Below are 15,256 nucleotides of genomic sequence, written 5' to 3' on the forward strand. Positions count from 1 at the left end.
AGTATGAATTTTAATTTTTTAACGCCTGTTTCAGATGCAGTATTGGCTCATAACGAACTAGTTGCACAACAAGGGCTAGGAAAAAAAGTTAAAATTCACTCCCAACAATTAGGATTGCCAGATTTAGATGATGTCAAAATTGCAATCATCGGAGTAAAGGAAAATAGAAACGATGTTAATTATATGGGTGAAGACCTTAATTTCGATTCTATTAGAAAGACCTTTTACACTTTATTCCCTGGTAATTGGCACACAACTATAGCAGACCTAGGAGATATTAACCCGGGTGAAACGGTAGAGGACTCGTATTTTGCGATTAAAACGGTAATTAGCGTTTTAATAGAAAAGGGAATAATTCCTATAATAATCGGAGGCAGTCAGGATTTGACCTATGCAAATTATCGGGCTTACGATGATTTAGTACCAATGGTAAATATTGTAAATATCGATTCAAATTTTGATCTAGGGGATGCCAACTTGCCAATTAAGAATAACAGTTATGTTGGGAAAATAATAGTTGAAGAACCTTACAATCTTTTTAACTATACCACTTTAGGCTATCAGACTTACTTTAATTCCCAGGAGGAAATCGATCTTGTAGAGAAGCTTTATTTTGAAGCATATCGGCTAGGTGAGATATCAACTGATATTAATATGGTAGAACCATTGATGAGAGATGCTCATTTAGTCTCACTAGACCTAAAGTCTATTGAAGCTTCGGCGGTTAGTAATAGTCAAAAGTATTCTCCAAATGGGTTTTCCGGAAAAGAAATCTGTGCTATAAGTCGCTATGCTGGGATAAGTAATAAGGTATCTTCATTTGGGATATATGAATATCATAACTCTAAAAATGACAGTGCCACATCAATGTTAGTAGCCCAAATTATGTGGTATTTCATAGAGGGTATAAACTGTAGGGTTAAAGACGACGATTTTACAAACGAAAACCTTTACCAAAAATATAATGTCCTAGTAGATGGTGACGAATTGATCTTCTACAAGAGCCTTAGGACAGGTCGCTGGTGGATTGAAATTCCTTTTTTGCCAGACGTTAATAATAAATTAAAAAAGCACACGTTATTACCATGCATGCATTCCGACTATGTGCAAGCTTCTAAGGGTGAAATACCAGAAAGGTGGTATAAAGCCTACAGGAAGAACAGCTTATAAATTGTACTTTTGGTCGATATTTAACGATTTTTTAATCGATGAAATGCAATTTTTAGGGATGAAATGCGAAAAAATTCGGAAAAAAGTTGTTTTTTCGGAAATATATAAATATGTTTACCACCTTAAAATTAAGGACGACTAATTTAACCTCGTGTTACTATGAATATTAAGAAGTTTATTTTACTAACCACTGTATTAGTTTTGGTTGCCAGTTGTAATTCTGGGGATCGAGGACAATTAGTAGGTGTTAAGGGTAAGAAATGGCATCCAGAGAAACCTTATGGAATGACCTTAGTACCTGGTGGAGCGTTTATCATGGGTAAATCCGATGATGATATCGCTGGTGTAAATGATGCTCCGACTAAAACGGCCACTGTTAGAGCCTTTTATATGGATGAGACTGAAATCACCAATAGTGAGTATCGCCAATTCGTAGAATGGGTTAGAGATTCTACATTGAGATTAAAGTTAGCTGAGATGGCTGATTTAGAAGGTAAGACCCCAGGTAATGGAGATATAGGTGAGTTTGCTTATGTAGATTCTAATCCAGATGATATGAATGCATACGAAAGTTATATGCTCAATACTTATGGAAATGAACAACGCAAAATAAATCGAGATATCGATTTAATATTTGATACGGATGATTATCCAGACGAGTTATATGCAGAAGTTATGGATGGTATGTATTTGCCTTTAGAAGAGTCGTATAACGGTCAACGTACTTGGGATGTTAAGCAATTTAAATTCCAGTATACTTACATGGATATACAAAAAGCAGCTAAGGATAGAAGCCTCAAGCGCAGCGATGTCATAATAAGAGAAGAAGTAGAAGTATACCCAGACACAACATCTTGGATTAGAGACTTTGCGTATTCCTACAATGAGCCAATGCATAACGACTACTTTTGGCACGATGCCTATGGAGATTATCCAGTAGTAGGTGTGTCATGGAAACAAGCTCAGGCTTTTTGTCAATGGAGAACCTTATACCATAATGGTTATCAAAAGGGCAGAGGAAGACAAGCTGTAAATGCTTATCGTTTGCCTTCTGAAGCTGAATGGGAGTATGCAGCACGTGGTGGTTTGCAAGGTGCCAGCTACCCATGGGGTGGACCATACACTAAGAATGATAGAGGATGCTTTATGGCAAACTTTAAACCTTTAAGAGGGGATTATGCTGCGGATCAAGCATTATACACCGTGGAAGCAGATGCATATGACCCAAATGACTTTAACCTTTATAATATGGCAGGGAATGTCTCGGAATGGGTAAATGGATCATACGATCCAGGCTCTTATGAGTATGCCTCTACAATTAATCCAAACGTAAACGATGCAGAAAATTCGCGTAAGGTTGTTCGCGGTGGATCTTGGAAAGACGTTGCTTATTTCTTACAAGTAAGCTCACGTGATTACGAGTATGCAGATTCTGCGAGAAGCTATATTGGATTTAGGACTGTTCAAGATTATATGGGAACAGAAGTAACGCAAAACGCAGCCACAAATTAGAATAATACAACTTAACAAATAACCCAAATTTTATTAACCTACTTAAGTTATACCATTAACTTAAACTTAAACTAAACAAAACTATGGCACAGAAAGGCAAAATTACAATCACTAACATGATTTACGGATTAGGAGCGGCAATCGTAATTGTTGGAGCTTTATTTAAGATTCAACACTGGCCTTACGGTTCGGAAATCTTAACAATTGGTATGATTGTAGAAGCACTGGTATTTACATATTCAGCGTTTGAAAAGCAACAGTCAGATTTAGATTGGTCTCTTGTATATCCTGAACTAGCAGGAGGCGTAACAGCTGGCAAAAAGAAAAAAGAAGAACCAAAAGATGCAGAGGGACTTCTTTCTAAGAAATTAGATAATCTATTAAAAGAAGCAAAAATAGATGGTGAGTTAATGGCTAGTCTTGGAAGTAGTATTAAAAATTTCGAAGGTGCCGCTAAAAATATTTCACCAACTGTAGATTCCTTATCTGCACAGAAGAAGTATAGTGAAGAACTTTCTTTAGCTGCGGCTCAAATGGAGTCATTAAATAGCTTATACAAGGTACAAATGGAAAGTGCCAATCGTCAAGCAGCTATTAATGAGGAAGCAGTTGAAAATGCAACTAAGCTAAAGGAGCAGATGGTATCATTAGCATCTAATTTATCCTCCTTGAATGGAGTTTATGGTGGAATGTTATCTGCTATGAACAAAAACTAATTAGTTTTTATAATTAATTCTTTTAATCAAACTTAAAAACTAATTACAATGGCAGGAGGAAAATTATCTGCAAGGCAGAAAATGATTAACTTAATGTACTTGGTATTTATTGCTATGATGGCAATGAACATGTCCAAGGAAGTACTATCGGCATTTGGATTGATGGATGCGAAATTCGCTGAATCAAATACGGTAGCAGAAGATAAAAACAGCGCATTACTCGCAGACTTGGAGAGAAAGGCAGAAGAGAAACCTGCAGAGTTTGCAGTGCCCTCTAATAAAGCGGCCCAAGTGAGTCTTGCATCTGATAAATTTTATAAATATATCCAATCACTTAAGCAAGACCTGCTTAGAGAAGGCAATTATAAAGTTGACGAAAAAGGTAAATTACCTTTTGAAGAAATGGATAAAACAGACATCCTAGATGAAATGTGGTTCACAGGAGATCGCAATACCAAAAAAGGGGATGAGGTTATTGCTAAGATTGAAGAATATAAAAATGAAATAAAAAGTATTCTTGGGTCTGACGTTAAATACAAAAAAGCAATTGAACGCTTTGAGAGCCGTTTCAGTCTAGAAAAAGTAGAAAACAACGATGGCAAAAAAATCGATTGGTTAAAGTATAATTTCCAAGGTTTCCCGGCTATTGCATCCTTTACTAAGCTTACAGCTATGCAAAATGATGTGAAAGTAACAGAGACCAACTTGTTTAACCTATTTTTAGGGAATACTTTAGATGAGGCTGTATCTTTAAAAAAGTATCAAGCTATAGTATTAGCTGATAAATCTGCGTTTTTTGCTGGAGAAAAATTTCAAGGTAAAGTAGTTCTAGGAAAGTATGCTAACGTAACTCCTACAAAGTTAACGGTCCAAGGACAGGAAATCAATGTAGGTGAGGCTGTTGACTCAACTGGTGCTGCAAGATTAGATTTCAATGTAGGAAATGTTGGTGAGCAAAAAATTCAAGGTAGTTTTACATTCCTTGAAGATGGTAAACCACTTGAAATTCCGATTGTTGGAAATTATGTAGTGGTGCCTAGACCAAATTCTGCAACAATTTCTGCAGATAAGATGAACGTTGTTTATCGTGGTGTTGCCAACCCAATGACCATTTCTTTTGCTGGTGTACCAGATAATAAAGTATCTGCTTCTGGTGTTGGACTTAGTAAAGTATCAGGCCAGGGGAAATACGTTATGAATGCAGGATCTGGTAAAGAAGTAACTATTAACGTCACTGCAACACTAGATGATGGTTCTAAGGCTTCAGATAGCAAAACTTTTAGAATAAAAGATATTCCTGCGCCAACTGGTGTAATTGCTGGACAAACAGGAGTTGTTAAATTACCGAAGCGCAATGTTGAAATTGGTACTGTTGCTGCAAAATTAGACGACTTTGTTTTTGATTTACCAATTGAAGTCACATCATTTAAAATAAAAGTCCCTGGGCAACCTACAGTAAATGTTGCTGGAACAAAAATGAATAGTCAGGCACAAGCTTCAATTAAAAGAGCTCGTCGTGGTGATAACATTACCATTTTTGATATCAAAGCAAGAATTAAAGGAAATACATCTTATAAATTAAAGAATGTTTCTCCTGTTATTGTTGAGGTGACCAACTAAGAGACAATTTATCTAGAAAGATTACATTCTAAACGAACAAACCCAAATTAAAGAGAACAATGAAAATGAGAAGCTTTATATATACAGGATTAGCCGTTGTGGCAACAAACTTTATGTTTGCTCAAGCTAATGTCCTCAATGCAAAGATACCAGAAGAAATTGGTATGAAAACTGAAGCGCAACTAGCTCTTGATAACGATAAGCCCCTAGAGTATGGGTATGTTGGAGATAGAGATATATTGTACTCTAAAATGATTTGGGAAAAAGTCGTTTTAGATGAGCGTGTAAATTTCCCGCTTTATTTTCCGGTAGAAGAAAATTTAGGTGAGAATAGAAAGTCCCTTTATCAAGTTCTAATGGAAAATTTGGAAAGTGGTATGATTCCTAAAGTATATGCCGATTCTTATTTTACAGAAGAACGTACTTTAAAGGATTTGGAAGCTTCTCTTACGATGACTAAGATTACAGATGCTGGTATTGACTATATGAACGAAAATGCCGTAGGTGAAGACGAAGTACCTGAAGAATTTATTATAAGAAGAGATATTGGCCCTGCTGACATTAATTCGTATTTAATAAAAGGTCTTTGGTATTTTGATAAGCGACAAGGAGAGTTAAAGTATCGTATTTTAGGAATAGCTCCTGCTGCTCCAGATGTTAACTTTATTGATGAGGAAGGTGATGCTAACAGTGAACCAATTCCAATGTTCTGGGTGTTTTTCCCTGAGATAAGGGATATTCTTCACGAGGCTAAAGCTTTTAACGACAGTAACAGTGCAGTGCCTATTTCCTTCGATCATTTATTAAATAGCCGTCGTTTTAGTGGTCTTATTTACAAGGAAGAAAATGTTTACGGTGATAGAGAGGTAAAGGAGTACGTAGCAGAAAATGCATTAATGCAATTGATGGAATCAGAGCGTATTAAAGATAAAATAAGAGACTTTGAACAAGATATGTGGAGTTATTAATCTTCACATCAATAAAATGAGCGCCCACTTTTAGTGGGCGTTTTTTATTTCTAAATTAGATATTATTAGTTTCTAGAATACTTAAGTTTTAAATAGTTGATTGTATTATAGATGAGACAGGTTGATTATATTATAGTAGGTTGTGGTTTAGCTGGAATTTCATTTGCCGAAAAGTTGAGGGCAAATAGCCAATCTTTTATGGTATTTGATAATAGCTCCCAGCAATCATCACTTGCTGCTGCGGGTTTATATAATCCTGTTATTCTTAAACGATTTACTCCGGTTTGGAAGGTAAAGGAGCAGTTGAAAATTGCGTTACCACTATATGCGAATATTGAGAAAGACCTGAGTATAAAGATTGATTATCGCTTGCGTATTTTAAGGCGTTTTTCCTCGGTTGAAGAACAAAATCTTTGGTTTACTGCTTCAGACAAATCGACTTTAGAAGATTTTATGGGCCTAAATATTGTCAAGAACACAAATCCACTAATAGATGCACCTTTTGGTTTCGGTGAGGTCTTACAGGCCGGACGATTAGATACGGAAGAATTAATTAGGCGTTATAAGGCCTTTTTAATCAAAGAGCAATGGCTTGTTTCAGAACGTTTTGATTATCAAAACCTTCAAATTTTAGAGGACCAATTTGTTTATGGTGATCTTGTTTCAAAGTATATTGTTTTTGCAGAAGGTTTTGGTGTAAAGCAAAACCCATTTTTCAATGATATCCCTTTAAATGGGACTAAAGGAGAAGTTCTTACAGTTAGAATACCGCAATTAAAAATTGATTATGCTGTAAAATCTTCTGTTTTTATTATTCCACTAGGTAATGACTTATATACAGTTGGGTCAACTTATAATTGGAGCGACACCTCTAACCTGCCAACTAATGAAGCAAAACAAGAATTGCTAACAAAACTCAAATCATTTATTACGTCAGATGTAGAAGTTGTGAACCATGTGGCAGGAATACGGCCTACAGTAAAAGATCGAAGACCCTTAGTAGGAAGACATCCTAAATTTCATAATATGTATATGCTTAATGGTTTGGGAACACGAGGTGTGCTAATTGGACCTTATGTAGCAGAACAATTGATCAATCATATAGAGTTTGGTGAATCTCTAGATGAAGAGATTAACATTAATAGGTTTCTCTAGCCCAAATCTAGTCCTTAACCAAAGACTTATCGTAGGACATAAAAAGGTTAATCCAGATGTTCCGAGATAGTCTCATAATAATCGGCATAAAGCCAACTAAAGTGATTATTATGGCAATAAAAGCCGTTATAAGCGATGTTTCGATTAGCACATAAGAAATAATAAACGCAGCAACTGCAAACGCTATGCCTACAGCATAACTCACGTACATAGATCCATAAAAAAAAGAGGGCTCCATTCGGTAGCGTGTATCACAATGCGAACATTTATCATTTATCTTTAAAGTATCAGCCAATACATATGGATTCTTTGTAATGTACATGGATTCTTGGTGGCACTTTGGACAAGCCCCAAAAAGAATACTATATAATTTCATTCCTTTCTTAATCATAGATATTGACTTACTTTTGCGGTGTTTGAACAAAGAAACAAAGATACCTTTTTTCTAATGTTTGTTTCGTAACAAAAGTCACAATAATGCTAAATGTCCATAACCTATCTGTTGCATTTCAAGGCGACTATCTTTTTCAAGAGATCACTTTTAAATTAGGTGCTGGAGATCGCATAGGTTTAATAGGTAAAAATGGTGCTGGTAAATCTACCTTACTTAAAATACTGGCTGGAGAGCAAGATTATGATTCTGGGCAAATTGCAAAGGAAAAAGATATTAAAATAGGGTTCCTTAAACAGGATATTGATTTCGAGTATGGTAAAACTGTTTTAGAAGAGTCTTACAAAGCCTTTAAGCAGATCAAAGAATGTGAATCTAAATTAGCCAAAATCAATGAGCAGCTTGGTCAGCGTACAGATTATGAGAGTGATGCTTATAACCAACTCATGATTGATTTAAACGAGATTCAGCATCAATATGAAATTTTAGGAGGATATAATTACCAAGGAGAGACAGAAAAGGTACTGCAAGGCCTCGGTTTTAAAAGAGACGATTTTAATAAACTCACAGATACCTTTTCTGGCGGCTGGCGTATGCGAATAGAATTGGCCAAACTATTACTAGAGAATAATGATTTACTTTTATTAGATGAGCCTACAAATCATCTAGATATAGAATCTATAATTTGGCTAGAAAATTTTCTAAAAGCCTACTCTGGCGCTGTTGTAATTGTATCGCACGATAAAATGTTCTTAGACAATGTGACTAACAGGACAATAGAAATTTCACTAGGGCGAATTTATGACTATAATAAACCGTATACCCAATTTTTAGAATTACGTCATGAGATACGCATCCAGCAATTGGCCGCACAAAAGAATCAAGAAAAACAGATAGAGCAAACAGAGAAGCTCATTGAAAAATTTAGAGCCAAGGCTTCCAAAGCGAGCATGGCGCAGTCTCTCATTAAAAAATTGGACCGCATCGAAAGGATTGAAGTAGACCAAGAAGATCAAAGTGTAATGACACTTAATTTTCCAGTCTCCGTAACTCCAGGGAAAGTCGTAGTAGAACTCAATGATGTATCTAAAAATTATGGTAATTTAGAAGTACTTCAGCATATTGATTTAAGTATTGCTAGAGATGCTAAAACCGCCTTTGTAGGTCAGAACGGTCAGGGAAAATCTACTTTGGCTAAAATAATAGTCGGCGAAATACCTTACAATGGAAATTGCAATTTAGGCCACAATGTGCAGATAGGTTACTTCGCACAAAATCAAGCTGAGTATTTAGAAGGCAATAAAACGGTTTTAGATACAATGATTGATGCGGCCAACGAATCTAATCGCAGTAAGGTGAGGGACATTTTAGGTTCTTTTTTGTTTAGAGGTGAAGAAGTGGATAAGTATGTTAAAGTGCTTTCTGGAGGAGAGCGTAATCGATTAGCATTAGCCAAATTAATGCTTCAGCCATTTAATGTGCTGATTATGGATGAGCCAACGAATCATTTGGATATAATGTCTAAATCTGTATTAAAAGAAGCCCTTAAGAAGTTTCAAGGCACCTTAATTTTAGTTTCTCACGACCGTGAGTTCCTACAAGGACTTACAGATGTCGTATATGAATTTAAGGATCAAAAAATCAAGCCATATTTGGGAGACATAGATTACTATTTAGAATCTAGAAACCTTGAAAATCTGCGCGAGGCAGAAAAACGTACAGTAATTGTTGATACTGAAACCAAAATAAGCAATAAAGAGGCTTATGAAAATCAAAAGAAAGCCAAATCCATTAGAAATAAAATAAGTAATCTCGAATCTAGAATAAACCAGCTAGAAAAAGATATTAAGGCAGATGATCATAGGTTAGAAACTGACTATGATAAGACCGCTTCCAATCCAGAATTTTTTGACAAATACCAAGCAAAGAAAAAAGACTTGGAGTCATTGATGGAAGACTGGGAGAGATTTCAAGAACAGTTAGAAAGCCTTAACAATTAAGATTATTTTAACGGCTAACCTTAGGGATATAGGTAACTTTGCGCACTTGTTAAGCACACATTATGTTAAGAAAAGTTATCTTATCTGTCCTAGGTTTAGTCTTGGTTATAGGTGCTATTACCATCTCCAATACGCTAATTAAGAACAAAAACAAACCTAAATCTGTTCTGCCTAAAGTCCTTAAAACTGTTTTTGTAGATACAGTCAAAAATTCTACAATTCCTATAATTATCTCAGCAAATGGAAACACTGTTGCGAAGCGCAGAGTTGAACTTTTTTCTGAAGTACAGGGTGTTTTTAAGCCAACGGGTAAATTATTCAAAGCAGGCCAAAGCTATAGAAAAGGAGAGCGCCTTCTATTAGTTGATGCTTCTGAGCATTACGCGACGGTTCAATCGGCTAAAAGTAATTTATATAATGATATTGCCGCAATTATGCCCGACTTACGACTAGATTTTCCAGAGATATTTCCAAAGTGGAAGGCGTATTTAATAGATTTTGATTTAGATGCTACAACACCAAAACTACCAGCAATAACATCAGATAAGGAGAATTACTTTATCACAGGGCGAGGCATTGTATCAAGTTATTACAATGTAAAAAATCTAGAGCAACGTCTGACAAAATACTATATCAACGCGCCTTTTTCGGGAGTTTTAACTGAGGCCTTAGTGACAGAGGGTACATTGATAAGAAACGGTCAAAAGCTTGGCGAATTTATAGACACTTCAGAATATGAAATTGAAATTGCTATTACAAAATCATATGCGCCTTTTATCAAAGAAGGTGAAAAAGTGGTACTTACTACCTTAAATGGGGCAACCACATATAATGGGATAGTGTCTAGGGTTAATGCCAGCATAGATTTAACCACACAAACTATTACTGCCTTCATAGATGTTAAGCATCCTGACATAAAAGAGGGTATGTATTTTAAGGCAGATTTGAGTGCAAGAGGTGAAGAGAATGCCATTGAAATTGACCGAACGTTATTATCAGACCGCAACACCATTTTTGCAGTAAGAGACAGCATTTTAGAATCCATAGACGTAAAACCTGTCTTTTTCTCGGATAAAAAAGTAGTTCTAAAGGATGTAAAAGACGGAACGGTTATTCTAAAAAAACCAGTTCCTGGAGCTTACTCAGGTATGTTGGTTAAGCCTTATTTAGATTCAAAAACACAATAATAAGATGCGAAAAATTATTGCGTTTTTTATACGGTACCATGTCGCTGTAAATGTTGTAATAGCAGCTTTCTTTATATTCGGAATTCTTGGATTTAGTGCATTAAGATCAAGCTTTTTCCCTCTAGTTGAGTCTAAATTCATTACCATTAATATTGCTTATCCAGGAGCATCTCCACAAGAAATAGAAGAAGGAGTTGTTCTCAAAATAGAGGATAATTTAAAAGGGTTACGAGGTGTTGATAGAGTAACCTCGGTGTCTAATGAAAATGGAGGCACCATTACCGTAGAGATTGAAAAGGGTGAGAATATTGATTTTATGCTCCTCGAGGTTAAGAATGCGGTTGACCGTGTACCGAGTTACCCGGCAGATATGGAACCACTAGTCGTTGCTAAACGAGAGGAGGTGAGACAAACAATTAGTTTCGCCGTTAGTGGTAAAGACATTCCTTTAGGGACGCTTAAACAGATAGGTCGGCAAATCGAAAACGATTTACGAACAATACCTGGTATTTCTCAAGTGGAGGTTTCTGGTTTTCCTGCTGAAGAGATTGAGATTGCTGTAAATGAAAACAATCTTTTAGCCTATGATATTTCTTTTACAGATGTTGCGCTAGCCGTAGGGCAGTCTAATATTCTTGTAACAGGAGGAAATATTAAAACCGAAAAGGAAGACTATTTAATTAGGGCCAACAATCGCTCCTATTTTGGCGATGAGCTTTCCAATATCGTTGTAAAAGCAACTCCAAGTGGAAGAACGGTAAGGCTTAAAGATGTGGCGATAATTAGAGATAGGTTTTCAGAGACACCGAATGCGACCTATTTTAATAGAGAATTATCGGTTGATATTACCGTGACCAGCACCAATAATGAGGATTTGGTAAGTTCTGCCCAAAAAGTAAAGGATTACATCGAGGACTTTAACCAAAAGTATACCAACGTACGTTTAGACGTTGTACGGGATTTGTCTATTACCTTAGAACAACGTACAAAATTGCTTTTTGAAAATGCATTGGCCGGAATAATCTTAGTTTTAATTTTTTTATCCTTATTTCTAAACACCAGGCTCGCTTTTTGGGTAGCATTTGGGTTGCCTATATCTTTTTTGGGGATGTTTATGTTTGCAGGACAATTTGATGTTACCATTAACGTGCTCTCACTTTTTGGGATGATTATAGTTATTGGGATTTTAGTAGATGATGGTATCGTTATCGCTGAGAATATATATCAGCATTACGAACGTGGAAAAAAGCCTATAGATGCTGCAATTGACGGAACATTGGAAGTTATTCCGCCAGTTGTTTCTGCAATTATTACCACTTTACTGGCCTTTTCTACCTTTCTCTTTTTAGATAGTAGAATTGGAGAATTTTTTGGTGAAGTTTCAGTGATTGTTATACTCACTTTAACAGTTTCCTTAATAGAGGCTCTTATCATTTTACCTGCACATTTAGCCCATTCTAAGGCTTTAAGAGCAAAAAAAGGTGAACCTGAACCCCAAGGCATTAAACGCTTTTTTGCAAAAATGCGAGTTGTTAACAGAGTAGGGGACCGCATTATGAGCTTTAGTCGAGATAAAATTTACGCACCCTCCTTAAGATTTGTCTTAGAATACAAACTATTAGCTTTGAGTATTTTTATCGCTTTATTAATTTTTACAATGGGTGCCATTGGTGGCGGAATAGTTAGTGTAACCTTATTTCCCAGAATAGCTAGTGACCAGGTTGCCGTAACTTTGGATATGCCTAATGGAACCAATGAGCGTATTACCGACTCTATTATTTCCATGATTGAGGATAAAGTTGATATAATCAATACAGAATTTTCAGAAGCTTATCCCTCAGAAACGGGTAAACAACTCGTAGAAAATGTAATTAGAACAATTACAAGTTCTTCCAGTGCCTCTCTGAGAATTAATATGCTTCCTGGAGAAGAACGCTCAGATGAAATAACATCCATCCTAGTAGCAAATAGGTTGAGGGAATTGGTAGGTCCTGTAGTTGGTGTAGAACGTTTAACTTTTGGTTCTGGTAGTAATTTTGGTGGTAGTCCTATTTCCGTTTCTTTGCTGAGTAACAATATTGCTGAGCTCAAAGCAGCGAAGCAAGAACTTAAGGAAATCATGTCATCAAATCCTGTTTTAAAGGATGTTGAAGATAATGATCCAGCTGGGATAAAAGAGATTAGGCTAAAATTAAAGCAAAGTGCATATTTACTTGGTTTAGATTTGAGGACGGTTATGAATCAAGTGAGAGCCGGTTTCTTTGGAGTACAAGCACAGCGCTTTCAGAGAGGGCAGGATGAAATTCGTGTTTGGGTGCGTTATGATCGCAGTAATAGAGCATCCATAAATGATTTAGACCAAATGCGAATCCTAACACCAAATGGAGAACGTGTGAATTTAAGGGACATTGCAGAATACAGTATAGAGCGTGGAGATGTACTAATTAACCATCTCGAAGGGCAACGCGAAATTCAGATATCTGCAGATATGAAAGAGGCCAATGCTAGTAATACCGAAGTTATGGCGGATTTGAGAGTGAATATAATACCAGAGTTACAGTCAAAGTATCCAACGATTACCGCATCATTCGAAGGTCAAAATAGAGAGCAACAGAAACTGAGTAGTTCTTTAAGATCTGCTGGCTTGGTTATTCTGTTACTAATATACGCCACAATTGCATTTACGTTTAGAAGTTATAGCCAGCCATTTTTATTACTATTACTAATTCCATTTAGTTTAACGGCTGTAGCTTGGGGTCATCTTTTACTTGGGTTCCCTTTAAATATCCTGTCTTTACTAGGTATTATAGCGCTAATTGGCATTATGGTAAATGATGGACTAGTCCTTATTGGTAAGTTTAACTCTAACTTAAAGGATGGGTTTAGTTTTGATGAGGCGTTAATAGAGGCTGGAAAATCGCGTTTTAGAGCAATTTTCTTAACATCTCTTACGACGATTGCCGGGTTGGCACCCTTACTTTTAGAAAAAAGTAGGCAAGCTCAGTTTTTAAAACCAATGGCTATTTCTATAACCTTTGGTATTGCCTATGCAACAATCCTAACACTATTAGCTCTGCCGTTATTACTTTCCATCAGTAATAATATTAAAGTTGGGGTAAAGTGGTTAGTTACTGGTAAATCCATAACAAAAGAAGAAGTAGAACGTGCAGTAAAAGAAAAACATGAATTGGAACAATAGTTTTTGGTTGTACATTTTTGTCTTTGCAACTGTTAGTATTAGTGCTCAGGACCTCTTGGATAAATCTGAGGCGATTAAATTAGTTTTAGAAAATAATTTTGGGATTCTTGTAGCTTCAAATAATGTTGAGATAGCTAAAAATAATAAAGGAATTCTAAACTCTGGTTATTTACCATCGCTTTCAACTTCAGCAGGTGCTGATTACAATAAGCAAACGACAGTAACTAGTTTTCCGGGAGTAATTGATCCAGATACTGGAAGTCAACGACCAGATATTGAGATTGCAGGTGCAGAAACCCAGCGCTACAATGCAGCTTTAAGTCTCGGTTATACGCTATTTGATGGGATGGGTAGATTTTATAATTATAAGCGACTTAAGGAAGAGTACAACCTTACAGAACTGCAAGCTAGAGAAACCATAGAAAACACCATTATTCAGCTTTTTACGGTGTATTACGAAATCGCTAGATTATCCCAAAATACCGATATACTTAAGGAGACACTACGCATTTCTAGAGAGCGTTTAACACGAGCAGATTATCAGTTTGAATATGGACAGAATTCTAAATTAGATGTTCTAAACGCTCAAGTAGATGTGGCTAATGACAGTATTAATCTTATTAATATAAAACAACAACTAATTAACACCAAACGCGACTTAAAAGTATTATTGGCAAACCAATTGCAACAAGACTTTCAGGTGGATACTACGGTTGCTTTTATTCCAGAATTGATTTTAGATCAATACATTAAAAGTGCCCCTCAAAACAATGTAACATTACTCCAAAACCAAAGCAATATTCAACTAAGTGAATACGATGTAAAAGTAAGTAAGTCTGGCTATCTTCCTACAGTTGGTTTAATTGGGTCGTATGGATGGAATGAAAACAGAAATCCACAATCGGTCTTTTTTCCTGGTAATGTCTCAGATACGTACAACTTTAGTGCTGGTATAAACCTTAGTTGGAATCTTTTTGATGGTGGTGCCACTTCTACGAGAATTCAAAACTCCAAAATTGCCTTAGACAATCAGGAAATTGCAAGAGATCAAATAAAGATGGAGGTAGAAAGAGATATTGCAAATGCCTTGGGAAATTATAAGAATAGACTCGAGGTTTTAGAAATTCAGAGACAGAATGTAGTCACTAATAAAAATAATTTTAATCGCTCAAAAGAGCGTTACAATATTGGCCAGATAACTTCACTTGAATTTAGGCAAGCACAAATTAATTTAATACTCGCTGAAACCAATTTAAATGGCGCAAAGTACGATGCTAAGCTTGCAGAACTGCAATTATTACAACTTACGGGCCAATTGTTAAATGTAGATTTTTAATA

11 protein-coding genes are annotated in these 15,256 nt (G+C 36.0%); 10 read left to right on the forward strand and 1 reads right to left on the reverse strand.

The features are described from left to right. Window positions 1–3 precede the first annotated feature (3 nt). The 6 genes from J4050_RS04025 (at window position 4) to J4050_RS04050 (ending at window position 7,141) form a co-directional block, all read left to right on the forward strand. On the forward strand, window positions 4–1,170 hold the full coding sequence (locus J4050_RS04025; RefSeq protein ID WP_208152664.1) for a formimidoylglutamase: 1,167 nt from the start codon (window positions 4–6) through the stop codon (window positions 1,168–1,170). A 165-nt stretch (window positions 1,171–1,335) separates the two neighbouring features. Continuing rightward, window positions 1,336–2,682: a T9SS ring complex lipoprotein PorK/GldK gene (porK, locus tag J4050_RS04030; protein WP_498370599.1), complete on the forward strand. Its 1,347-nt coding sequence runs from the start codon at window positions 1,336–1,338 to the stop codon at window positions 2,680–2,682. Window positions 2,683–2,765: 83 nt separating this feature from the next. Further along, on the forward strand, window positions 2,766–3,398 hold the full coding sequence (gene porL / locus J4050_RS04035; protein ID WP_208152666.1) for a type IX secretion system motor protein PorL/GldL: 633 nt from the start codon (window positions 2,766–2,768) through the stop codon (window positions 3,396–3,398). 48 nt (window positions 3,399–3,446) lie between these two features. After that, the gene (gene porM / locus J4050_RS04040) at window positions 3,447–5,018 is read left to right on the forward strand and encodes a type IX secretion system motor protein PorM/GldM (protein WP_208152667.1); all 1,572 of its coding nucleotides are present in this window, start codon (window positions 3,447–3,449) and stop codon (window positions 5,016–5,018) included. 59 nt (window positions 5,019–5,077) lie between these two features. Beyond that, entirely contained in the window at window positions 5,078–5,986 is a 909-nt protein-coding gene (gene porN / locus J4050_RS04045; protein ID WP_208152668.1) for a type IX secretion system ring subunit PorN/GldN, read from the forward strand. Between the two features lie 111 nt (window positions 5,987–6,097). Then, a complete protein-coding gene (locus tag J4050_RS04050; RefSeq protein ID WP_208152669.1) occupies window positions 6,098–7,141 on the forward strand; it encodes an NAD(P)/FAD-dependent oxidoreductase in 1,044 nt (347 codons plus the stop codon). Between the two features lie 7 nt (window positions 7,142–7,148). Here the strand turns inward: J4050_RS04050 and J4050_RS04055 are convergent, their stop codons facing one another. Further along, window positions 7,149–7,532 carry a DUF983 domain-containing protein gene (locus J4050_RS04055; protein WP_208152670.1) on the reverse strand — a complete coding sequence of 128 codons (384 nt, stop codon included), beginning with the start codon at window positions 7,530–7,532 and terminating at the stop codon, window positions 7,149–7,151. A gap of 86 nt (window positions 7,533–7,618) precedes the next feature. Here J4050_RS04055 and J4050_RS04060 point away from each other — a divergent pair, with 86 nt between their 5' ends. From J4050_RS04060 to J4050_RS04075, 4 genes are all read left to right on the forward strand, one after another. Next, window positions 7,619–9,532: an ABC-F family ATP-binding cassette domain-containing protein gene (locus J4050_RS04060; RefSeq protein WP_208152671.1), complete on the forward strand. Its 1,914-nt coding sequence runs from the start codon at window positions 7,619–7,621 to the stop codon at window positions 9,530–9,532. A gap of 62 nt (window positions 9,533–9,594) precedes the next feature. Next, on the forward strand, window positions 9,595–10,719 hold the full coding sequence (locus J4050_RS04065; protein WP_208152672.1) for an efflux RND transporter periplasmic adaptor subunit: 1,125 nt from the start codon (window positions 9,595–9,597) through the stop codon (window positions 10,717–10,719). 4 nt (window positions 10,720–10,723) lie between these two features. After that, window positions 10,724–13,918, forward strand: coding sequence for an efflux RND transporter permease subunit (locus J4050_RS04070; protein WP_208152673.1), 3,195 nt, complete (start codon window positions 10,724–10,726; stop codon window positions 13,916–13,918). Then, on the forward strand, window positions 13,902–15,254 hold the full coding sequence (locus J4050_RS04075; protein WP_208152674.1) for a TolC family protein: 1,353 nt from the start codon (window positions 13,902–13,904) through the stop codon (window positions 15,252–15,254). The genes J4050_RS04070 and J4050_RS04075 overlap by 17 nt, the downstream gene beginning before the upstream one ends. Window positions 15,255–15,256 lie beyond the last annotated feature (2 nt).

The sequence above is a fragment of the Winogradskyella pelagia genome (assembly GCF_017581965.1).
In the GTDB taxonomy this organism is placed as follows: Bacteria; Bacteroidota; Bacteroidia; order Flavobacteriales; family Flavobacteriaceae; genus Winogradskyella; species Winogradskyella pelagia.